Source organism: Endozoicomonas sp. PH6C (genome assembly GCF_059322965.1).
Map to the genome: position 1 here is coordinate 858,665 of NZ_CP185342.1, position 23,941 is coordinate 882,605.

At 47.9% G+C, this 23,941-nt stretch carries 15 protein-coding genes; 4 read left to right on the top strand and 11 right to left on the bottom strand.

Annotated elements, in window-relative coordinates:
• Window positions 1–14 precede the first annotated feature (14 nt).
• Genes ACOMG9_RS03690 through ACOMG9_RS03700 form a run of 3 tightly spaced genes read right to left on the bottom strand, consistent with a single transcriptional unit; the run spans window position 15 to window position 5,574 of the window.
• The gene (locus ACOMG9_RS03690; protein ID WP_448215814.1) at window positions 15–590 is read right to left on the bottom strand and encodes a chemotaxis protein CheB; all 576 of its coding nucleotides are present in this window, start codon (window positions 588–590) and stop codon (window positions 15–17) included.
• Window positions 590–1,420, bottom strand: coding sequence for a CheR family methyltransferase (locus tag ACOMG9_RS03695; protein ID WP_494529778.1), 831 nt, complete (start codon window positions 1,418–1,420; stop codon window positions 590–592). Before ACOMG9_RS03695 ends, ACOMG9_RS03690 begins: the two co-directional genes overlap by 1 nt.
• On the bottom strand, window positions 1,417–5,574 hold the full coding sequence (locus ACOMG9_RS03700) for a response regulator (RefSeq protein ID WP_494529779.1): 4,158 nt from the start codon (window positions 5,572–5,574) through the stop codon (window positions 1,417–1,419). The genes ACOMG9_RS03695 and ACOMG9_RS03700 overlap by 4 nt, the downstream gene beginning before the upstream one ends.
• 211 nt (window positions 5,575–5,785) lie before the next feature.
• On the opposite strand from ACOMG9_RS03700, the gene ACOMG9_RS03705 reads away from it, so the two are divergent.
• The gene (locus ACOMG9_RS03705) at window positions 5,786–6,256 is read left to right on the top strand and encodes a hypothetical protein (RefSeq protein WP_448215817.1); all 471 of its coding nucleotides are present in this window, start codon (window positions 5,786–5,788) and stop codon (window positions 6,254–6,256) included.
• A 117-nt stretch (window positions 6,257–6,373) separates the two neighbouring features.
• Here ACOMG9_RS03705 and ACOMG9_RS03710 read toward each other — a convergent pair whose 3' ends face one another.
• Entirely contained in the window at window positions 6,374–7,003 is a 630-nt protein-coding gene (locus ACOMG9_RS03710) for a C2H2-type zinc finger protein (protein WP_494529780.1), read from the bottom strand.
• Window positions 7,004–7,072: 69 nt separating this feature from the next.
• On the opposite strand from ACOMG9_RS03710, the gene tnpA reads away from it, so the two are divergent.
• Genes tnpA through tnpC form a run of 3 tightly spaced genes read left to right on the top strand, consistent with a single transcriptional unit; the run spans window position 7,073 to window position 9,495 of the window.
• A complete protein-coding gene (tnpA, locus tag ACOMG9_RS03715) occupies window positions 7,073–7,399 on the top strand; it encodes an IS66 family insertion sequence element accessory protein TnpA (protein ID WP_448215653.1) in 327 nt (108 codons plus the stop codon).
• Window positions 7,396–7,764 (top strand): IS66 family insertion sequence element accessory protein TnpB, encoded by a 369-nt coding sequence (tnpB, locus tag ACOMG9_RS03720; protein WP_448215654.1) that lies wholly within the window; start codon window positions 7,396–7,398, stop codon window positions 7,762–7,764. The genes tnpA and tnpB overlap by 4 nt, the downstream gene beginning before the upstream one ends.
• A 36-nt stretch (window positions 7,765–7,800) precedes the next feature.
• The gene (gene tnpC, locus ACOMG9_RS03725; protein WP_494529122.1) at window positions 7,801–9,495 is read left to right on the top strand and encodes an IS66 family transposase; all 1,695 of its coding nucleotides are present in this window, start codon (window positions 7,801–7,803) and stop codon (window positions 9,493–9,495) included.
• Here tnpC and ACOMG9_RS03730 read toward each other — a convergent pair.
• From ACOMG9_RS03730 to ACOMG9_RS03760, 7 genes are all read right to left on the bottom strand, one after another.
• The gene (locus ACOMG9_RS03730) at window positions 9,415–10,584 is read right to left on the bottom strand and encodes a hypothetical protein (protein WP_494529781.1); all 1,170 of its coding nucleotides are present in this window, start codon (window positions 10,582–10,584) and stop codon (window positions 9,415–9,417) included. The two genes, tnpC and ACOMG9_RS03730, sit on opposite strands and share 81 nt — an antisense overlap.
• A gap of 227 nt (window positions 10,585–10,811) precedes the next feature.
• Window positions 10,812–13,127, bottom strand: coding sequence for a hypothetical protein (locus ACOMG9_RS03735; protein ID WP_494529782.1), 2,316 nt, complete (start codon window positions 13,125–13,127; stop codon window positions 10,812–10,814).
• 286 nt (window positions 13,128–13,413) lie between these two features.
• Window positions 13,414–15,000 carry a hypothetical protein gene (locus ACOMG9_RS03740; protein WP_448215820.1) on the bottom strand — a complete coding sequence of 529 codons (1,587 nt, stop codon included), beginning with the start codon at window positions 14,998–15,000 and terminating at the stop codon, window positions 13,414–13,416.
• A gap of 605 nt (window positions 15,001–15,605) precedes the next feature.
• Window positions 15,606–17,894 carry a hypothetical protein gene (locus tag ACOMG9_RS03745; RefSeq protein ID WP_448215821.1) on the bottom strand — a complete coding sequence of 763 codons (2,289 nt, stop codon included), beginning with the start codon at window positions 17,892–17,894 and terminating at the stop codon, window positions 15,606–15,608.
• 132 nt (window positions 17,895–18,026) lie between these two features.
• Entirely contained in the window at window positions 18,027–19,382 is a 1,356-nt protein-coding gene (locus ACOMG9_RS03750; RefSeq protein ID WP_448215822.1) for a hypothetical protein, read from the bottom strand.
• Between the two features lie 269 nt (window positions 19,383–19,651).
• Entirely contained in the window at window positions 19,652–21,649 is a 1,998-nt protein-coding gene (locus tag ACOMG9_RS03755) for a hypothetical protein (RefSeq protein ID WP_448215823.1), read from the bottom strand.
• 141 nt (window positions 21,650–21,790) lie between these two features.
• The gene (locus ACOMG9_RS03760; RefSeq protein ID WP_494529783.1) at window positions 21,791–23,818 is read right to left on the bottom strand and encodes a hypothetical protein; all 2,028 of its coding nucleotides are present in this window, start codon (window positions 23,816–23,818) and stop codon (window positions 21,791–21,793) included.
• Between the last annotated feature and the right edge of the window lie 123 nt (window positions 23,819–23,941).

Here is a 23,941-nt window from a genome sequence, read left to right on the forward strand (position 1 = left end):
CCCTCCTGACTCAGTCAAGTCCCGGGTTTGAAATTCTCGGCTTTTAAACAGATAGCAATATCACTCAAGTCCAGCACATGGTCTACACAACCGGTTGCAATAGCTGAATTGGGCATGACTGGCATATCGGCTGTTTTCGGACTCTGGGCAATGGTTATTCCGCCGACCTGTTTAACTGCCCTGATACCCTCTGCACCATCTCTATTGGCGCCAGTTAATACGACACCCACCACTTGTGTAGCAAAAACATCGGCAGCGGATTGAAAGAGGACATCCACCGATGGTCTGGAATGACAGACGGGTTCATCCATGCTCAAACTCAGGGTTTCCCTGTCCTCAATCTGCAAGTGGTAACCACCGGGAGCCAGATAAACATGATTGTCGGTCATCTTCTGCTTGTCATAAGCAATACTGACCGCCAGTGGTGATGTTTTGTCCAGAACGTTTAATAAACCCTCTTCATCACCTGATGCCAGGTGTTTGGCAATAACAACGGGGCAAGCAAAATGACTTCCCAGCTTCTGGAGCAGGAATTCCAGTGCCGCAAGCCCTCCGGCAGAGACTCCGATCACCACAACCCCGTCGTTCATCAGATACTCTTCCTGTAGATACGCTGGTCCCGGTCCGTTACTTCCAGCTGATTACCGATGGCACTGAAGAGAATATTTTCCCGCTTGCCAACACAGAGCACGCCTCTGGAACAGAGGCTGTCAAACAGCAGTTGCAGTACCCGATCCTGAAGCTCCTGATTGAAATAAATGAGTACATTTCGACAGAGAATCAGGTTCATTTCTCCGAATACACCATCTGTGACCAGATTATGATTAGCAAAGGTAATATGCTCGGTCAGTCGTCCATTGAACTTCACAGAGTCATAACCTCTGTGACAGTAATCTGATAACTCTTTCTTACCTCCTGCTTTTTGGTAGTTCTCTTCGTAGAGGGCCATCTCTTTTTCGGGATAGATCCCGGTTTTGGCATGACGCAATGCCTGATCGTTAAAGTCTGTGGCATAGATCTGACTGCGATCCAGCAGACCCTCTTCATCGAGGAGAATAGCCATGGAGTATGCTTCCTGCCCACTGGCACAACCTGCATGCCAGACTTTGATAAACGGGTAGGTTTTCAGAATCGGGACTATGTTTTCCCTCAGAGACTTGAAGAAATCAGGGTTCCGGAACATCTCTGTCACGACCACTGACATACCTTTAACAAAAGCGGCGAAAGCAGATTCATCATGAAGAAACAATGGAATCAAGTCACTGATGTGTTGAACACCCGACATTTCCATGTGCCTTCTGACACGGCGCATTAAGGATGCCCTGGCATAGCTGCCAAACTGATAACCATACTTTTCCTGAACAGCCCTTAGCAGTAGTTTCAGTTCAAAATCCTGATCCGAATCCACGGGTTCTGTCATTTAAATAACCAGACTTTCATCATTTCAGTCAGTTTGTCGATATTCACTGGCTTGGTCATATAATCATTGGCTCCTGCTTCTATGCACTTCGCCTTGTCATCGGACATGGCTTTGGCTGTCAATGCAATGACTGGCATGCTCTTAAACCGTTCAATTTCACGCATTTTGGTCATGGCTTCATAGCCATCCATCACCGGCATCATGATGTCCATCAGCACCAGCTCAATACCGTCTTCTTCATCAAGCTTATCGAGGGCATTTTGTCCATTGTCAGCAATGACCACTTCCAGCCCCTGCCCCTGCAAGCCCTTCGACAATGCAAAGGTATTACGAAGATCATCATCCACCAGCAGGATTTTATGACCTTCCAGCGATTTGTTACTCAGGGGCTCTGCTGCTGGCTTGAATTCAGCGGGAGCCGACTTTTCAACCGAATGGATGAACAGACTGACCTCATCCATCACCCTCTCAGAAGCGTAATCTCCTTTCATAACCAGAGCACGGGTATATTTCTGCAGCTCTTTCTGGTCTTCAGTCGACAACTTCTTATCGGTATGAATGACGATTGATGGCATATTGTCGCCCATCTTTTCCTGCAGTTTCTGTAAAAACTCCAGACCACTGCTATCGGGTAAATCAACATCCATCACCAGACACTGCCACTGATTCTCTGCCATCGACTTTTCGGCTTCTTCAGCGGATGAGACCCCGGCGATGTTCATCCCCTTTTCTGTCAGCATTTTCGCCAGGTGCGATCGACTCTCTGCATCACTGTCCAACAGCAGGGCATGTTGGATATCTTCTGACAGAGCCGTTTCAAGTGTGCTGAAAACCGTTTCCAGATCATCTATAGACACCGGCTTGACGAGGTACCCAACCGCGCCCTGTCGCTCTGACTCATCAGGATCACGACCCGACACGATATGCACCGGTATATTTTTTGTCGCTTCATTCTTCTGCAACTGCCTGAGCACCTCTTCACCATCCATATCTGGCAGGCCCAGATCAAGGATAATAGCCATAGGCTGTTCTTCGATCGCTGTCTGAATCCCTTCTTTACCACTGGCCTCCACCAGACATTGATAACCATGGCTGCCGGAAAGCTGTTTGACGATATCCGAAAAGTGCTGGTCATCTTCAATGATCAAAATATTCTTGCCAGCCTCTGACGTCTTCTTTTTGGTCGCAATTTTTTCAGCTTCAGGAGCGGGTTGAGCTTTGGCTTTTTTTTCAGCAGCAGAGGCTATTTTTTGATAACCGTCACTGGTAGCGGATGAATGACTGTCAGCCATCACTTCTCCGCCATCAAGTGAGCAGACGGCATTATCAGGCAGATACACAGTAAACGTTGTCCCTTCTCCTTCAGCGCTCTCTATGCCGATATAACCACCCAACATAGAAGACAGCTCACGTGAGATAGCCAAGCCCAACCCGGTTCCGCCGTACTTTCTGCTGGTGGAGCCATCCGCTTGCTGGAATGCTTCAAACACGGCGTCCTGCTTTTCTTTCGGGATCCCTATCCCGGTATCCCTGACCGCAAAACCGACATAGGTTTCATTGCCATGGTCTGTCTTGCGGATTGAATTAAAGACCCGAATATAGACACCACCCTGCTCCGTAAACTTGAAGGCATTTGACAGGAAGTTTTTGAGAACCTGCATAACTCTCTGGCTATCGGAGAGAATCACCCTGGTCGTGCCCGGATCAATATCCACAGCAAAATCCAGCCCCTTGTTATCAGCCAGAGGTTTGAACAGAGTCCGCATACTGGAGCACAACTCTTCGATATCCATATCCTCAAGGTTGATACTCATCTTACCGGCTTCAACCTTGGATAAATCGAGAATGTCGTTGATCAGATCCAGAAGTTCCTTACCACCGCTGTAAATCACCTGCGCGGATTCTATCTGGTCTTCATTCAGGTTACCTTCGTCATTATCTGCGAGCATCTGCGCCAGAAGGAGCAGTGAGTTGAGAGGCGTGCGTAATTCATGGGACATATTGGCCAGGAACTCAGACTTGTATTTACTGGCCTGTTCCAGCTCTTTTGCCTTGTCTTCCAGGGTTTTTCTTGAAAGCTCAATATCCAGGTTTTTGCGTTCAATCTCGGCTTTCTGTTGTTGAAGCAGCTCGGTTTTCTCCTCCAGCTCAGCGTTAGACTTCTGCATTTCCTCACTTTGGGCTTTCAGTTCTTCCTGAGATTCTTCCAGCACTCTGGCACGGCTTTCCAGCTCATCATTCACAGAACGCAACTCTTCTTGTTGCTCTTTCATGGCTTCCGATTGCCGTGTGGTCTTTTCGAGCAGCTGATTGACACGAGTTCGATACTGGGCAGAATTGATGCCAATAGCGACACTCTCAAGGGCATCTTCCAGAAAGCCTCTCTGCTCATCCGTCAGCTCCCTTATAAGGGCAAACTCCAGAACACCCTTAACTTCTCCTTCATAGACAAGTGGTACGGTAATAATCACTTTTGGAGATGTACTGCCCAACCCCGATTCAATTTTGATGTAATTTTCGGGAATGCTGGTCAGTTCAATGGCCTGTTTCTCCATAGCTGCCTGACCCACCAGACCTTCCCCAATCTCAAAACTGTTTTTGCTTTGCTGGCGTTTTTTCCAGGCGTAGGATGCCATCAGCTGCAACCGCTTCTCATCATCCATGACATACATGGCACCCGTCTGCATATCAAGATAACGGGCAAGGTAGGAAACGATGTTTTTACAGACCTCTGATAACTCCTGCTCTCCCCTCATACAGTTATTCAAGCCTGCCTGACCTTCCTGTTGCCAGCTCTTGCGATCGTTATCACTGATGACATTCCTCAACTTCTCCGTCATCTCGGAAAAGCTGCGACTCAGGTCACTGATTTCATTGTGACCACTGAGCACAGCACCCTGAGCGTAATCTCCCGACGCAACCCGGTTGACCCAGGCAGTGATGCTTCTGATGGGTCTGACCAACCTTCGGGTAATAACCAGAGCAATCAAAATTACAATCAGGGCTGTAATGGCTGTGATATAGATCAGGCGATTTCTGAACTGAACAACTGAGGCGAAAGCATCCTCCTGGCTCACTTCAGAGATCAGAGCCATAGGTGTGCCAGCTACCTCAATGGCATAAAAGGTACCCAGAACCCTCTCGCCGTAAGCATTGGTGTAACTCTTGATATGAAAATTTTGATCGACCTTATGACTGTCGGAAGCTTCTGAGTAAAGATCAAGCTCTCCGCCAAAAAGTTCATTCAACTCTGCATCGCTATCAAGACCGTGACTTTCATCGTCCCTGTCATGGTCATGGATTTCATGGAATACGCCTTCGGCATCAATATGAGCAACCCAGTCCTGCGTCAGGATATTATCTGCTTTCAAAATCATGGACTGGCTTGAATCCAGATCTGTACCATAGCGAATGTAGCCATCCTCGCCAATGAGATAAGATTTCAGAGCATCACTAAACTGGTTTTCACTCTCAAAAATGTTCTGAACGTTGTGAGCCAGAATCTGAACCGCCAAAAAGCCAATGGCTTTTTCTCTCTCGTCCACCAGCGGCAAAATAAAAAAACTGACTTTCTGGTCTCCAATGGGTGGATACGCAGTCACATCAGCGTACTTAGGTACCAAATCTTCAAGACTCTCGCGTGCAGCTTTTGCAAATGAGGTGTTGGCAAGAGTTCCATTGAAAATGTTCTTGCCCAGATCGTCGTAGGCATTCACGGTGAAGAGAATATTACCTTCCGTATCCCCCAAAATCAGGTCGGAGTAATCGTAGTAACGTAAAAAGTCCACAAACTCACTGAAGTACTGATCCAGAATCTGGTTGTAACCGTCAGAATTAATGAACGTTTCCGTTGATTTCCTGAGATCGCTGTGACTTTTGATCAGGTGCGACAGAAAATCCCGGGCCACCCCGGCCTTGATAAACAGGTTGGTCACTACTGAGTCAAAATAATCATTAATTTGCTGACTCAATAACTGGTTGACGGTACTCAACTGCTCATAACGAGTCTGAACTATTGTTTGCTTACCCTGGCGGTATTCGTTGAAACCAATCACCGTAATAGGTCCCAGCGAGAGAATCATGAACCAGACAAAGAGTGTTACTGATAGACCATGCCTGAATTTTCTTTCAGTTGATTGTTGTGCATCCTGCATTTATCTGGCCATCCCTGCCACTTAAATCCCAACTATGTACGGTGTAATGCTTACAGCCTGAGTTGCCAGACTTCAGTAGTTTATCTCTTATTGCATCGCCTCTTTAAGGTAAAGTTTTAGAGCCGATAAGCTGGGAAATACTACCGGTTATCCAATGGGGCTGAATGAGTTCTGTAGACCCACACTGTCTGAGGAAATAGGGAGCGAAGATATGGATGGAAAAGGTAAACTCCGGCCTCTGCGAACAGACCCTTCACCCCTGAGGGAAAACGATCCATCAGATAATAAAAATAAGGCTCAGGCAGACCATCAAACCGACTCTGTGACAAAATCGATCAAGAGCCCTTCCCGGGAAAGAGGCTTAAGGTCTGACAGTCACTACGGCTCATACCCTGAAGGTACAAGCCTCCGGGAGCGAGAAATCACTGCTGAAATAGTGAAAATCCAGCCGGTGCCAGACAAGGTAGATGCCAGAAGCCCCTACCAGACCGACCAACTGCTATTTGATAATGCTCTGTCCACTACGAGTAGAATGTTAATTCGCTACCACGCCCATCACTCACGAAACACACTTCCTTTCTGGATTCAATTTAATCGATACCCTGTTCGGCAATTTCGGGCCTATCAGCTAGAAAATGGATCAGTCGGGAAAGAAACCCAGCAAAGCATCATACTTTGCTAAGGGAAGGGCTTTACTGGATTTGAATTTTGGCTTTTACGACATCCTCGACAAGGCGGGGAGTGTCACAAATAAAAGGCTGCAAAACGTAAAACCTGATGAAAGGCAGGAGACGGGTCGTTACTTACTCACTTTACCTTCTTTATGACCGAGGCCATCGTCCAGGCCCCGATCAGCAGGTTTGTGTTTACGATGTATTCTTTTGTGATCTGACAGTGCTTTAGCGTTCTTGCAGAGCTTTGCACATAGCCGCGGCTGACCATTCAACCCGACCACGGTTAAGTTACAGGTTTGTTGGCCTGTGTGTTCTTTTCTTTTGTGATGCGACAGAGCTGAAGCATCTTTGAAGACCTTCCCGCATGGTCGCCGCTGACCATTTGCCCCGACTACTGTTATGTTGCAGATTCGTTGCCTGCCGTGTTGTCTTCTTTTGTGATCCGTCAGGGCTTTAGCACTCTTGCTAACTGCCCCACAGGGCTGCGGCTGGCCATCCTGGCCGAAGACAGCTACGTCACAGGTTTGTTGCCTGCTGTGGTGCCTTCTTTTGTGATCGTTCAGGGCTTGGGCATTGTTGCAGACCGTCCCGCATGGCCTCTGCTGACCATCCTGCCGGATCACTGATACGTCGCAGGTTTGTTGTTCTGTGTGTTCTTTTCTCTTGTGATAATCTAAGGCTCGAGCATTTTTCCAGACCGTCCAACATGGCCGATGCTGACCATCCTCCGCGACCACTTTTAAAGTAAACGCCAAATAAACCCACGCCCTTCAGAATCAAAACCCCATTTGAAATGATTAGCCTCCCGATATAAGGAGGCCAATATGTCAAAGAAATTACCCGCAGACAGTGAATGGCTAGAGCGTGTTCAGTCGTGGCGGGATTCAGGTTTGACTCAGAGTGCGTGGTGCCAACAGCATGGTATAAGGGTATCCAAATTCGGATACTGGAAGCGTAAACTCGACACAACCCCCAGCGTAAAACCGACCCCGAACAACTCTGGCTTTGTCCAGGTAACACCCCAACCAGAACCTGGTGCGCCTTCTCGGATAACACCACTCTCCATCACCCTACCCAGTGGTGTAACAGTGTCCGGTATTGATGAAAGTAACCTGTCGCTTTGTGAGCAACTGGTGAGGGATATGCTATGAACACCCCGGTTATGCGACCGTCAGAGGTATTACCAAAGGTGTTTCTCTACCGGGAGCCGATTGACTTTCGCAAGTCATTTCGTGGGCTTGCTGTGTTGGTTGAACAAGAGCTGGGGCACAACCCCTTTGACGGCTATTTATATGCGTTTACCAACCGGCAGCGTAATAAAATCAAGTGCCTGTTCTGGGAAGATAATGGTTTTGTGCTTTATTACAAGAGCCTGTCTGAGGACAAATTCCACTGGCCCAAACCGGACGAAGAGCTGGTTACATTAACCGGGAAACAATTAAACTGGCTGCTGGACGGCTACAATCTCAATGCCATGCAACCCCATAAAAAAAGGCATTATGAGAGCTGTTTTTAGTCCTGTTTTTCAGGGTTTTATGGTAAAATAGCGACCATGAAATCGACCGCCGACACTCTGATTTTTCAGCCGAAATCCGCACTGGATTTGCCCTTTCATCAGGCTGAGACTAACCCTGAAATGGTCGCCTTGTTTGAGGCGATCCATTCGCAGGAAAGTGTCATTCTTGAAAAAGAAAATGCCCTTCTTGAAAAAGAAAATGCCCTTCTTGAAAAAGACGACATTATTCAAAAGAAGTCAGAGGTCATCGATTCTCAAAAAAAACGCATTGCGCAACTGGAAGAGTACCTGAGGCTCTCCCGATCCCGCCTGTACGGAAGAAGCACTGAAAAAAACAACAGCCAGGTCGACATTTTCAACGAGGTGGAGCTGGAAGGCTGCACCGGAGAGCAAGACGAAGCTGAAGGTCAGCCAGAGCAAGAGCCTCCAAAACCACGCAAAAAGAAAACAGGGCGCAAGTCATTTTCAGAGTCTCTGCCCAGAGTGCAGGAACGCTCTGAACTCAGTGAAGAAGAAAAAGCCGGAGCCATTGATACCTTCTTTGTCAAAGTCCGTGAAGAGCTTGATATCGTTCCGACCAAGGTTCAGGTGAAAGAAATTCTGCAAGAGAAAGCAGTCTTTCCAGAAGTCGATGAGCATGGACAGGAGAAGCGGGTCATTAAAGTTGCAGAGCTGCCAAAACACCCACTGCCCAAATCTTCACTCTCTGTTTGCACACTGGCCTGGATCATTGTCTCCAAGTACTGCGACGCACTGCCTTTGTACAGGCAAGAGAATATCCTCAAGCGATACGGTGGCTCTGTCACCCGGACGACGATGGCCAACTCTTTGATTCGGCTGTCTACAGAACTGCGGCCACTCATCAATTTGATGAGAGATCATCAAAAGACCGGTTCGGTGATCCATGCTGACGAAACCCGAATTCAGGTGATCAAGGAAACCAGCAAGTCCATCAACTCTGACAAATATATGTGGGTCAGCCTTGGTGGGCCACCCGGACAAACATCGGTGGTGTTTGAATACGATCCCTCAAGAGGCAAGGAGGTTCCCCTGCGTCTGTTCGAAGGGTTCAGCGGTTACCTGCAAACTGACGGGTATGCCAGTTACGACGCTGTATGCAAACAAGAAGGCATCACCCAGGCGGGTTGCTTCGACCACGTTCGCAGGAAATTTCTGGATGCCAGGAAGGGCGAAGCCAAACCGGGCAAAAAGGTGAAAAACACCCGCGTTAGCAAGGCGAATGTCGCTTTAGGCAAAATCGGTAAGCTTTACGCCATTGAGAAAGAAATAGGAGATCTTCCTCCATCAGAAAAAGCCATCCTGCGTCAGCAAAAGAGTAAGCCACTACTGGACGACTTTCATGTATGGCTGGAGAAAAACATAACCAGGCTAGACCCGGGCAGCCTGTCGCACCAAGCCATGAGCTATGCATTGAACCAATGGCCAAAACTGGTCGTTTACTGTGACAACGGCCACCTGGATATCAGTAATGCCGCAGCGGAAAACACCATCCGCCCCTTCGCTATTGGCCGCAAGAACTGGATGTTTGCAGACACGCCAAAAGGGGCGCAAGCCAGTGCCCTTTTATACAGCCTGATTGAAAGCGCAAAGGTGAATGGTCTGGAGCCTTTCAATTACCTGAACCATATTTTAAAAGAGCTGCCTTACGCCGATACCGTTGAGAAACTGGAACAGCTTCTCCCCTGGAATGTTAAGACAGGCAAAGAATAAGAAATCTTGGGGGCGGCAGCCAGTACGCTGGTTTATTTGGCGCTTACCTTTTAAATGACAGGTTTGTTGCCCTCTGTGGAGGCCACTTTTGTGAGACGAAAGGGTTTTAACACTCTTGCAAACTGTCCCGCAGGGCTGAGGCTGACCATCCTGGCCGACGACAGTTACGTCACAGATTCGTTGCCCACTGCTGTTTTTGCTTTGTACTTTGTCTGTCCGGAAAAGATGAGGTGGGCTTTGACTCTTACCCAGATTGAGTAGCCCGCTGATTATAATCAAATCATCAGAGGTGGCAGACACAATCCCGGGCAATTGCATATCGCCTGGCTGATGAGTTCGGGGCTGAGAATCTCTAGCGGTTACAGAATCAAAATCAGTGATGCAACCGGCTGATGCTTCTGTGTCGTCTGTCGAATTTTTTTCAGAATTCAGCGTCGATTCAGAGGGCCCGCTGCTATCCGATGCTGGTCGTAATTGACAAACGCCGTGACAAGAGTTGACGAAACAGTTTAAACCTAAAGTGTGTGAGTCTTGTTTGGGGTCTTCGTTACCATTGCCAGAGTCAGAACACAGAAGATGAGTGAAATAGCCCGTGGGGTTGTTAGTGGCTTGTGGGGCTTGTTGGCCTGTTGATTCTGGTGATGGGTATTGTGGTGAGTTATGTCCGAAGCCGAACATTGTGGTGATGATCGCAAATGGCTGATCCTCCTGTGTCAAAAGAGATGCCGATTGTAGTTCAATCGGTTTAAACACGGGTGAATCGGGGCTCCAGTAGTTTATTAAAACCCAGCTGACAATCACTTCAAAAGGTAACCATGAATAATCATTGGAATTTAAGGGCGTGTCTTTGATGGTCAGGATCAGTTCGTAAGCAATCAACAGATTCGTGGCGTAGAGTCTTTGCCATGAAATCGACTCAATGAGGGGTGTTTTTACCCCATAATTGCAGGGTTTATGATTATGCAGAAAGTTTGGTCCTGCATAGCCGTTTTTTTCGATAATTTCTGACGGGTTGCCCGAAAATGTACGACGGTCATCCTTTATAAAGAAGTTTTGCTTTTTAAACCCTGTACTCTGCTCAAGGTCCACAGTAAAACGACCTGTCCAAGGTTCGGCCTGAGATGGCACAGACAATGGCAGCAGCAGAAACAGCAGTACAGTGAAGAGTAAGTGTCTAATAATTCTATCCTTGCATTCTGGTTTACAGAGAGGAAGGATAGATCAAGACAACTAGCGTGTTTTTCTATCAAAAACCTTCTGTCAGAAACTAGAGGCTGAACTGGACAAATCTTCATGAAAGGGTTGGGGTCAGATGGTTACTTACTCACTTTACCTTCTTGGAGACTGAGGTCATCGTGCAGATCCTCATCAGCAGGTTTGCGTTTTCGATGTATTCTTTTGTGATTCGCCAGAGCTTTAGAATTCTTAAAGAGCTTTCCGCATGGCTGCTGCTGACCATGCTCGCCGACCACGGTTTTGTCGCAGGTTTGTTGCCCTGTGTGGTTTCTTTTTTTGTGTTTCGCCAGAGCTTCAGCATTCTTACAGAGCTTTTCGCATGGCCGCTGCTGACCATGCTCGCCGACCACGGTTTTGTCGCAGGTTTGTTGCCTGCCGTGATATCTTCTTCTGTGTTCTGAAAGAGCTCTGGCAGTCTTGAAGAGCTTCCCGCATAGCTGCGGCTGTCCATCCTCGATCACTGTTAAGTGACAGGTCTTTTGTGTCCTGTGCATACTGCTTTTGTGAGACGACAGGGCTCTGGCATTCTTGCAGACTGATCCGCAAGGTCGAAGCTGGCCATCCTGCCCGACCAAGGTTACTTCACAGATTTTTTGCCCGCTGTGGTGTCTTCGTTTGTGATCGCAGAGTGCTTGAGCATTGTTGAGAACCGTACCGCATCGCCACTGCTGGCCATTATTCCCGACCACGGTCAGGTCACAGGTTTGTTGTCCAGTGTGGACTATTCTTTTGTGAGTTGAGAGAGCTTGAACGCTCTTGCAGATCTTCCCGCATGGCTGTTGCTGGCCACTTTCTGCGACCACGGTCATGCTACAGGTTTGTTGCCCTGTGTGTTCTTTTCTTCTGTGATACTTCAGAGCTCGAGCATTTTTACAGACTTTCCCGCATGGTCGCTGCTGACCATCCTCTCCGACCACTGTGAGTTGACAGGCTCGTTGCCCCATATGCATAGTGCTTTTGTGAGCCGACAGGGTTGCAGCATTCTTGCAGATTACTCCGCAGGGCTTCAGCTGGCCATCCTGCCCGACGACGTTTAAGTCACAGGTTTGTCTTCTGCTGTGGTATCTTTTTTTGTGATCCGCCAGGGCTTGAGCTTCGTTACAGATTGTCCCGCATGGCCGTTGTTGGCCATCCTGCCCGAAGACGATTTTGTTACAGGTTCTTAGTACGTTGTGGCTTTTTCTTTTGTGTGCTATCAGGGCTTGAGTGTTCATACAGATCTTCCCGCATGGTCGATCCTGATCGTCCTCCCCGATCACCATCATGTCACAGGCTTTTTGCCCGCTGTGGTATCTGCTTTTGTGAGACGACAGGGAATTAGCATTCATGCAAGCCTTCCCGCACGGACGCTGTTGGCCATTCTCCCCGACTATGGTCACGTCACAGGTTCGTTGCTTGCTGTGATCTCTGGCTTGTTTTGTGCCTGTTTGGGAAAGGCGAGTTCGGCTCAGTTGGGATGATCCTCTTGTTTGTTGTGTTTCTGAAGTCGCCATTGGAGAGGGCAAATGCTTAATCGTAAAAGAAGTGATGGTTTCTGCGGGGGGGCGGTGCCTGCGTAGATTGAGTAACCCGTTGATTATGATCAAGTCATCAGCAGTGGCAGACAGATTTCCGGGCATTCCTGCGTCATCAGGTTGATGAGTCTCAGGCTGAAAGGGTTGCCATGAAGCAAAACCACTTACGCAGCTCAAGCAGTGTCCATCCGTCAAATGAGGGTGTGAGCTTTGCCCGGGTGCTGTTTTTGTGGGGTCTGTCGAATTTTCTCTGGAATTCAGCGGCCATTCATTAGGTTCTGTGCTATCGGTTGATGTTCGCAATCGACAAAAGCCACGACAGGGATGAACGAAACAATTTAAACCTAAAGTGTGTGAATCTTGTTCAGGGTCTTCGTTACCATTGCCAGAATCAGAGTACACTGGATGGGTAGAATAGCCTGAAGGATGGGTCGTGGCTTTTGGGGCTTGTTGGCCGGATGGTTCTGATGACGGGTATTGTGGAGGGTTATGTCCGGAGCCAAACATTGTAGTGATGGTCACAAACGGCTTATCTCCCTGCCTCAGCATAGATGCCGACTGTAGTTCAATCAGTTTAAACAATGGTGAATCAGGGGTCCAATAGCTTCCTAGAAGCCAGCCAACAATCACTTTTAAAGGTAACCATAAATAAGGATTGTAACTTAAGGGCTTGTCTTTGATGGTAGGGATCAGTTCGTAAGCAAGCGCCAGATTCGTGGCATAGAGCCATTGCCATGAAAACGACTCAATGGTAGTGATTTTTACCCCGTAAACGCAGGGATTATGTCGATTATCATCAGGTGGAAAATCTGATCCTGAGTAGGCCTTTGCTTCGCTAATGTCTGACGGGTTTTCCGAAAACCTACGGCGGCCACTTTTCATGACAAAGTTTTTCTGTTGAGATCCTGCACCCTGCTCATGGTCGATTTTTAGATGCCCTGTCGAGGGTTCTGCCTGACAGAGGACAGACAATGGCACTAGCAGGCAAAGCAGTGCAGAAAAGAGTGAGTGTTGAATAATTCTATCCTTGCGTTCTGGTTTACAGAGAGGAAGGATAGATCAAGAAAATCAGCGTGTTTTTCTATTAAAAAACTTCTGCCAGAAACCAGGAGGCTATAGCTGTACAGGGCAAGCCTCACGAAAGGGTTGCAGTCAGACGGTTACTTACTCACTTTGCCGCCTTGCTGAGGTCGTTGTCCGGGTCCCTGTTAGCAGGTCTGCGTTTTCGATGTATTCTTTTGTGATCCGACAGCGCTTTAGCAGTCTTACAGAGCTTTCCGCATGGTCGCTGTTGGCCATCCTTCCCGACCACGGTCAAGTGACAGGCATGTTGCCCCGTGTGTTCTTTTCTTTTGTGATACATCAGGGCTCGAGCATTTCTGCAGACCTTCCCGCATGGCTGCTGCTGACCATCCTCCCCGACTTCTGTGAAGTGACAGGTTTGTTGCACCCTGTGGATGCCACTTTTGTGACACGACAGGTTTTTAGCATTCTTGCAAACTACCCCGCACGGTCGCAGTTGGCCATCCGGCCCGACCAGGGTAACGTCACAGGTTTGTTGCCCGCTGTGGTCTTTCCTTTTGTGATCCGACAGGTTTTTAGCATGCTTGCAAACTTTTCCGCAAGGTTGCGGCTGGCCATCCTGCCCGTCCACGATGACGTCACAGGTTTTTTGTCCGCGGTGGATGTTGCTTTTGTGAGATGACAGGGCTTGAGCATTCTTGCAAACTTCTCCGCAAGGCTGCAGCTGGCCATCCTGCCCGACCATGGTTACGTCACAGAATTGTTCTCCGGTGTGGCTTTTTCTTTTGTGAGCTGACAGGGCTTGGGCGTTTGTGCAGATCTTCCCGCATGATCGCTGCTGACCATCCTCCCCGAGCACTGTTAAGTGACAGGTTTGTTGCACCCTGTGGATGCCACTTTTGTGAGACGACAGGGCTCTGGCATTCTTGCAGACTGAACCACAAAGCTGCGGTTGGCCATCCTGCCCAATGGTGGTTAAGCCACACGTTTGTTGCCCGCTGCGGTCTGAGGTCTGCTTCGTGGCTGTGCGGGAGAGAGGCAGGTTCTGACCCGGTTGGGATGATCCTGTTGTTTGTTGTATTTCTGAAGTCCCTATTGGAGTGGAAGAATTGTTGATGGTCAGTGAGTTTCTGGCATCTTCGAGAGGAGGCTGCTTACTTAGATTGAGTAACCCGTCGATTATAATCATGTCAGCAGAGGTGGCAGGTAAATTCTCAGGCATTCCCGCTTCATCAGGCTGAAAGGGTTGGCAGGAAGCCTGTTGGTACTGACTAGGAGAGAGATCATTCAATGTATCGACAGGCGGGATTTGTCTCGAATCTGTAGCCTTTAAAGAATCAAAATCACTTTTGCAACTCAAGCAGTGACTGTTTGAAAAATGAGGGCGTGAGCTTTGTCCGGGTGCTGCTTCTATGTGGTCTGTCGATTTTTTTTCGGAATTCAGGGGGCATTCAGCGGGCTCACTGCTATGGAACGCTGGTCGGAATCGACAAACTCCATGGCAGGGATGAATGAAACAATTTAAACCTAAAGTGTGTGAGTTTTGTTCAGGATCTTCGTTACCGTTGCCTGAGTCAGAATACAGACGATGAGTGAAATAGCCTGTAGGGTTGTTAGTAGCTTGTGGGGCTTGCTGGCCAGTTGCTTCTGATGACGGGTATTGTGGAGGGTTATGTGCGGAGCCATACATTGTAGTGATGGTCGCAAATGGTTGATTCCTCTGTTTCAACATGGATGTCGCCTGCTGTTCAATCGGGTTATACAGCTGTAAATCAGGTTTCCAAGAGCTTTTTAAAAGCCAGCCGAAAATCACTTCTGCGGGTAGCCACGAGTAAGGATTGGAATTTAAGGGCGTGTCTTTGATGGTCAGGATCAGTTCGTAAGCAATTACCAGATTCGCGGCGTTGAACCATTGCCATGAAATCGGTTCAATAATGGTTGTTTTTACCCCGTAATTGCAGGCGTTATGTTGTTTATCGTCAGGCGGTGAGTCTGATCTTGTATAGACATTTGTTTTGGTGATTTCTGACGGGGTGCCCGACGATATATTGGGTTCAGGATGTATAAAAAAGTTTTGCTTTTGAGATCCTGTACTCTGTTCAAGATCGACAGTAAAACATCTTGTCCACGGTTCTTCCTGACAGACGACAGAAAACGTAAGTGGCAGAAAAAGCAGCGAAGTAATGAGTAAGTGTTTAATAATTCTATCCTTGAGTTCTGGTTTACAGAGAGGAAGGATAGATCAAGACAATTCGCGTGTTTTTCTATTCAAAAACTTCTGTCAGAAACTAAAGGTTTTACAGGGCAAAACTTCACGAAAAGATTGGAGTCAGATGGTTACTTACTCACTTTACCTTCTTGATGACTGAGTTCATTGTCCAGGTTCCCGTCAGCAGGTTTGCGTTTTCGATGCATTCTTTTGTGATCCGACAGCGCTTGAGCATCCTTGAAAACCTTTCCGCATGGTCGCTGCTTACCATCCTCCCCAATCACTGTCAAGTGACAGGTCCGTTGCTGTCTGTGAAACCTGGTTTTGTGAGCTGACAGGGTTCTGGCGTTCTTACAGACTCGCCCGCAAGGCCGTAGCTGGCGATTCTTACCGACGACGGTTTCGTTACAGGTTTGCCGCCCGGTGTGGTGTCTTCTTTTGTGATCCACCAAGGCCTGAGCATTTTTGCAGACCTTCCCGCATGGCTGCGGCTGCTCATTCTCCCCGGCCACAGTTAAGTTACAGATAAGTTTTTCTGTGTGGCATGCTTTCTTGTGATTCAAGAGGGCTTGAAAATTGTTGCAGGTCTTCCCGCACGGCAGTTGCTGGCCAGCTTCCCCAACCACAGTCACGTCACAGGTTTGTGGTCCTGTATGTTCTTTTCTTTTGTGATACGACAGCGTTTTAGCATTGCCAAAGGCTTTTCTGCATGGCAGCTGCTGACCATCCTCTGTGAACACCATCATATCGCAGGCTTTTTTCCTGCCGTGTTCTTTTCCTTTGTGATACAACAGAGTTTGAGCATTTTTGTAAACCTTTTTGCATGGCCGCTGCTGACCATCCTCCCCTAACACTATAAAGTCACAGGTTTTTTTCCCGCTGTGGTATCTGCGCTTGTGTCCTGCCAGAGCTTTAGCTGTCCTGCAGAGCTCCCCGCATGGCTCCGGCTGGCCATTCCTGATCACTGTTGTGCGACAGATTTGTTGCACCCTGTGGATGCCGCTTTTGTGAGACGACAGGGCTTTAACATTCTTACAGACTGCCCCACAAGGGCGCTTCTGGCCATCCTGCCCGACTACGGTTACGCCACAGGTTTGTTGCCCGGTGTGGTATCTTCTTTTGTGATCGGTGAGGGCTTGAGCATTTTTGCAGACAATCCCGCATGGTCGCTGCTGGTTATTCTCCCCGACCACAGTTAAGTCACAGGTATGTTGTCCTGTATGGCTAAACCTTTTGTGAGCTGACAAGGCTTGAGTGCCCTTGAAGATTTTCCCGCTGGGTTGCTGTTGGCCATTCTTCTCGTCTATGGTCACGTCACAGCTTCGTTGCTGAGTGTGGTCTGTGCTCTGTGCTGTGCCTGTCTTGGAAAAGCGAGGTGGGCTCTGACTCAATTGAGATGATTCTGTTGTTTGTTGTGTTTCTGATGTCTCCAATGGAGAGGGCAAATGAGTGAGTGCAGAGGACGTTGAGGTTTCTTCGAGAGAACTACTTTTACGTAGATTGAGTAACCCGGTGATTATAATCACATCATCGGTAGTGGCTGGTGCCACCTGGGACATTGGTTCATCATCAGGCTGATGAGCCTGAGACTGAAAGGTTTGGCTTTGACTTATGGAATTTAAGCAGTGTCCTTCCAGTAAATGAGGGTGTGAGCTTTGTCCGGGTGCTGCTTCTGTGTAGTTTGTCGAATTTTCTTCGGAATTCAGCATCCATTCAACGGGCCAGCTGTTATCGGATGCTGGTTGGAATTGACAAACGCCATGACAGGGATGGAGGAAACAATTTAAACCTAAAGTGTGTGAGTTTTGTTCAGGGCCATCATTACCGTCGCCAGAGTCAGAATACAGAAGATGAGTTGAATAGCCTGTAGGTATGTTATTGGCTTGTGGGGCTTGTTGGACGGATGATTCTGATGACGGGTGTTGTGACGATTTATGTCCGGAGCCAAACATTGTAGTGATGGGCGCAAATGGCTGACCCCCGTGTCTCAATATAGATGCTGCTTGTTGGTCAATCGGGTTAAACAGCAGTAAATCGGGTTTCCAGTAGCTTTTTAACAGCCAGCCGACAATCACTTCTACAGGTAACCATGAATAAGGATTGGAATTTAAGGGCATGTCTTTGATAGTCAGGATCAGTTTATAAGCAATCAGCAGATTAGAAGCGAAGAGCCATTGCCATGAAATCGATTCAATGGTAGTGGCTTTTACTTCGTAATCGATGTGTTTATGTCGTTTATAATCAGGCGAAAAATATGATCCTTCATGGACGTTTATTTCGGTGCTGCCTGACGGGATGCCCGACAAAGTACGGCGATCACTCTCTATAAAAAAGTTTTGCTTTTGAGAGCCTTTACTCTGCTCAAATTTGACAGTAAAACGCACTGTCCATGGCTCGGCCTGACAGACCAAAGACAACGGTAGCAAAAGCAGTGCAGTGAAGAGTAAGTGTTGAATAATTCTATCCTTGCATTCTGGTTTACAGAGAGGAAGGATAGATCAAGAAATAAGTATGTATCTGTGCTTCCCTTATGAGTTTTGGGTGTCAGATCAAAGACTGAAGCTATCGACTTGTCTTAGATCATCAAGCTTGCGTTTACGATGCTTTCTTTTGTGCTTCCTCAGGGCTTTACTATTATTGCAGATCTTTTCGCATGGCCCTTCCAGGCCATCCTCCCTGATCACGGTATAGCCACAGATTTTTTGTCTGGAGTAGTCTTTTTTTATTTTCTGATCCGACAGGGTTTGGCCATCATTTCCGACTATGGCCATGTCACAGGCTTTTTGCCTTTGGTATTTTCTTCTGTGATCCAACAGGGCTGACTGACAAGTCGAAGTTAATTCCCGGGGAGCGTAATCATTCCTGAGCATTGATGCGTCATCATTGAGTGTTCCGCCTGTGTCATCTTTAAAGCCAGCCTCGGCACTCATTGGGTCTATAAAGTTGAAGTTGGCTGGGTCGTTATCAATGTCATAGGCCTTTATATCAAACATATTTCCAGAGTCGTATGGATGTTCAATGTCAAAAAGATCACAGGATGTTTCTACAGGTGAGTTTTTTCGGGAATCTTTGTCGTTTACAGGATCAAGATAGCCGATACAGCCTAAGTAGGATTCATAGGGCAGATCAGGACATGAGCTCTGTCTGGTAGATGCTTCTGCCTGACCTGTCTCCAGGGAATTCTGCAAACTTTCATCAGACCCTCTGTTATCGGATAGTGATCGGAATTGACAAACGCCATGACAAGGATCGACGAAACAATTTAAACTCAGCGTATGACGGTGTTGTTGAGGGTCTCCGTTACCTTTGCCTGAGTTAGAATGTAAGGTATGAGAGAAATAGCTTACTGATTGGCTGGTGGCTTGAGGGGGCCGCTGGCTGGAAGATTGTGATGGCTGGTAGTTTGATGGTTTATATCCGGAGTTTAACATCATAACAGTAATCGCAGGCAGGTGGTTCTGACTCGCCTGTTGTGCGATCAGATCAGGTTGTTGTATTCGGTTAAAGAGCGGTGAATCAGCCCTCCAATAGCTATTTAAAAGCCAGCCGACTGTGACAATTATTTCGGCAGGTAACTTTGAATAAAGGGCTAAGCTTAGTGGGTCGTCTCTGGCAATCAGGGTCACTTCGTTAGCAACCAGCAGCTGAGTAGCGCAAAGCAAATGCCAGGAAATTGACTCAATGATGCTTTTGTTTAATTTATAAATAAACGATATATGTCGTGAACTATAGAGCGGTGAATCCGATCCTGAATAGTCGTTTATGTCGGTAGTGACATACGGCTTGCCCGACAATGTGTTCAGGTTATGCTTCATAGAAAAGCCCTGGTTTGGAAAACCTGAATTTTGTTCAGGTTCGACAGTAAAGCGTCCTGTCCAGTGTTTGTCCTGACAGGCGAAAGACATCGAAATTAGCAGCAACAGCGGTGCCGCAAAGAGTGAGCCTTTAATAATTCTGTCCTTGGATTCCTGAATACAGAGAGGAAGGATAGATCAAGAACATAAGCGTGTTTGTTGTGTCTTTAGTGGTCAGGATCAGTTCGTAAGCGATCAACGGGTATGTGGTGTAAAACCATTGCCACGACATCGAATCAATCAGAGGCGACAGGTAACGACAGCAGCAAAAGTGACGCCATAAAGCATGGGTGCTTAATCATTCTATCTTGCATTCTGATTTAGTCATCGTCCTGGTTCGCATCAACAGGCTTGCGTTTTCGATGTTTTCTTTTGTGGTCCGACAGGGTTTCAGCAGGGCGGCGGACCCTCCCGCGTGGCCGCTGCCGGTCATTATTCCGGACCACTATCTCACCCAAGGCTTTTGGCCTGGTGTGGTATTTGCTTTTGTGAGATGACAGGGCATGAGCATTCTTACAGGCCTTCCCGCATGGCTGCTGTTGGCCATCTTCCCCGACTATGGTCACGTCACAGATTTGTTGCCCAGTGTGGATTAAACTTTTGTGATAGGACAGGATCTGAGTATTCTTGCAGACCAACCCGCATGGCTGCGGCTGGCCATCCTCCCCGACCAGTATTCCATCACAGGTTTGTTGTCCGCTGTGCACGTCTCTTCTGTGATTAGAAATGGTTAAAAAATTTTTGCAGATCGTCCCGCATGGTCGCGGTTGACCATCTTCCCCGACTATTTTCAAGTCACAGGTTTTTCGACCACTGTGGAAGTTTCTTTTGTGATCCGAGAAGCTTTTGGTACTCTTGCATACTGTTCCACATGGCTGCAGCAGGCCATCCTCACCAACCACTGTTGCAGCACAGGTTTTTTGTCCGCTGTGGGCATTGCTTTTGTGATTGTACAGGGATGAAAGATTTTTGCAGATCTTACCGCACGGCCGCTGCTGACTATCCTTTCCGGCCACTGTTGCATTACAGGTTTCTTGCCCGCTGTGGTGCATTCTTCTGTGAAGCGACAAGGCCTGAGCATTCTTGCAGACCTTCCCGCATGGCCAGAGTTGGCCATCCTTTCCAATGACTGTTGCGTTGCAGGCTTTCTGTCCGCTGTGGGCTGTGGCTTGATTTGACCCCGTCCGGGAAAGACGAGGCAGATTCTGATCCAATTGGGATGATCTTGGTTGCGTTTCTGAATGTTTAGGCGTAATAAAAAAACCGTCTTCTTGAATAGGAGGCTGTAGATCGGATGCTTTTTTAATGGCCGCAAAACCATGGGTGGTAGTAGGAAAACTCGCGAGTACTGGTGCATCATCATTGAGTGAACCCGCAGCGCCGGTCGTATCGGCGACCCCGTCTAGGGCGACCCCGTCCAGGGCGATCCCGTCTAAGGCGACCCCGTCAATAAAGTTGTCATCAAATAGTCGGTCAGAATCAAAAGGAAGTTGAACATCAGAAAGATCATTCGAAGCTCCAAGGAACAATTTTTCTTGTGAATCTGCCGTGTATAAAAAATCAAAATGACTTACACAATTTAAGCAGTGTCCAATAACTAAGTGGGGACATGAGCTTGCTACGGAATTCGGCGACCATTCAGCGGGTTCTCTGCTATCTGATGATGGTTGCAATTGACAAACGCCATGACAGGGAGAGACGTAACAATTTAATTCCAAGGTATGTGAATGTTGTTGAGGGCCTCTGTTGCCGCCATAGTCATTATTCAGTTGGCTGATGAAAGAGGCTTTAGGGTGAGGGAGAGGCTTTGGGGCTTGCTGCCCGGATGACTTTGATGACTTTGATGACTGATATTGTTGCTGGTTATGATCAGAGCCAAACATCACAGTGATGGTAGCAAACGGGTGTGCTCCCACAGATGCTGCTTTTTGTTCAACTGGGCTAAACAGCGGAAAACCGGGGTTCCAATAGCTTTTCAAAAGCCACTCGGCAATGATAGCCACTTCTACAGGTAGCCATGAATAAGGAGTAGAGTAAGGTGTAACATCTCTGGTGGTCAGGGTTAGTTCATAAGCAAACAGCAGGTGAGTGGCGCGAAGCAACTGCCACGAAATCGACTCAACAAGGGGCGCTTTTGTTTCGTAACTGTTTTGTTTATGACGTTTGTTATCAAGCGATGAGCCGGACCTCGCACAGCCGTCGTTGTCGGCAATGTCTGATGGGTTGTCCGGCAATGCAGGTATGACAGGTTTTATAGAAAAGTTCTTTTTTAGAGAGCCTGAATCCTGTCCAGGCTCGACAAAAAAACGTCGTGTCAACGGCTCTTCCTGACAGGTGACAGATAACGAAAGTATCAGCAACAACACTGCTGAAAAGAATATATGCTTAACCATTCTATCCTTGCATTGTCTTTTACAGAGAGGAAGAATAGATCAACTCTTGAAAATGCGAGTGTCAGATCAGGGACTGAACTTGTCATTCTGTTTGACATCAACAGGCTTGCGTTTTTGATGTATCCTTTTGTGATCCGAAAGGGCGAGGGCACTCTTGCAGATCGTCCAGCACGGCCGCTGTTGACCATTTTGCCCGACCACGATCGCATCACAGAATTTTATCTCGCCGTGGTTTCTTCTTGTGTGAATTGATAGGGCGGGAGCACTCTTGCAGACTCTTCCGCATGGCTGATGTTGACCATCCTCCCCGACCACGATCACGTCACAGACTTGCTGTCCGGAGTGGAAGTTTCTTTTGTGATGTGACAAGACTTTGGGATTCTTACAGACCGTTTCGCATGGTCGCTGTTGACCGTCCTCACCGATCACCGTCGCATCACAGGTTCGAATAACACCGTGGACTCTGTCTTTGTGAGATGACAGACATAGATGGTTTTTACAGATCTTTCCGCATGGCTGTAGCCGACCATCCTCTGTGACCACCGTCACCTCGCAGGTTTGTTCCCCTCTGTGGACTCTGCTTTTATGGGTTGCCAGAGACTGAGCACTCCTAAAGACTTTCCCGCATGGCCGTTGCTGACCATCTCCCCTGACCATGGAGAAGACACAAGTCTTTGGCTCGCTGTGATGGCTTTTTTTGTGAGAATACATAGATTGAGCATTCTTGAAGACTTTCCCGCATGGCTGCAGCTGGCCGTCCTCTCTGACTACGGGCACGCCACAGGTTCGTTGCCCGCTGTGGAATGTGCTTTTATGAGTTGACAGGGCGCTGCTATTCTTGCAGGTCCTCCCGCACGACTGCGGCTGGCCATTTTGCCAAACTACGGTCACGTTGCAGGTTTTTGGTCCGTCGTGATATTTGCATTTGTGTTCAGGCAGATCCTGAGCCCTTTTGCAGACCTTTCCGCATGGCTTTTGCTGCCCATCTCTACCAACCACGGTCACGTCACAGGTTCGTTGCCTGGTGCGGTGTTTGCGTTTGTGACCCGAAAGGGCTCGTTGGAAATGTTTAATTTCATTCACTGGCTTTGACACATCATCATTGACTGGCCCTTTAGGGTCATTGGTGCAGGCGGTCCCTGCAACTGTTGACTCTCTGTAGTTGCAGATATTTGCAGGTGTTTCATTAATGTCATGAGCCTGAAGTAATTGGCCAGAAGTAGATTGGAGTTGAATGGCAGCGAGATTGTTCAATTTTCCTGACGGCGAGAGTTGCTGGGAGCTGGAAGGGTTTGTCGGGTCAAAATGAACTCTGCAACCAAGGCAGTGGCCATCAGCCAAATGAGAGCATGGGCTTTGTCCTGATATTGCTGTGAGGCTTGTCGAACTTTCTTCGAAGTTCGGCAAACATTCAGCGGGCTCTCTGACATCGGATGAGAGTCGGAATTGACAAATGCCATGACAGGGATAAATGTAGCAATTCAAGCCCAGGGTGTGCACGTTTTGTTGAGGGTCCCGGTCACCGCCTCCGGAGCCAGAATTCAAAGAGCCGATTAAAGAGCCTGTAAGTTGGGCAGTGTCATGTGGGACTTGCTGGGCGGAGGATTCTGATGGCTGATGGTGTGGTGACGCACGTCTGGAGCCAAACATCGCAGTGATGATTGCAAACGGGTGGTCCCCCGTTGTTGACATGGAGGCCACCCGTCGTTCAATGGCTTTAAACAGCAGTGAATCGGGACTGCAATAACTTTCTGAAAGCCAACTGATAACGACAACCAGGTCTAAAGGCAACCATGAATAGGGGAGTGAGTCCGGAGGGGCATCTTTGGTAGTCAGGATCAGTTCGTAAGCAACGAGAAGGTGAGTGGCGTAAAGCATAGGCAATAAAATCGATGTAACAAGGGGCGTTTTTATCCCGTAAACGTAAGGTCTGTGTCGTTTGCCATCAGGCGGTAAATCGGAACCTGTGCAGCCGTTGTTGTCGGCAGTGCCTGAAGCTTTGTCCGGTAATGTAGGACGGTCACATTTTATAGAAAAGTTCTGTTTTGGAGAATCGGCATCTTGCTCGAGCTCGACAATAAAACGTGGTGTCAATGGTTCGGCCTTAAAGGCGACAGACAAAGACAATAGCAGTATTAGTGGTGCCGCTAAGAGTGAGTGTTTAATAATCCTATCCTTGCATTCTGCTTTACAGAGATGAAGGATAGATCACCTTAT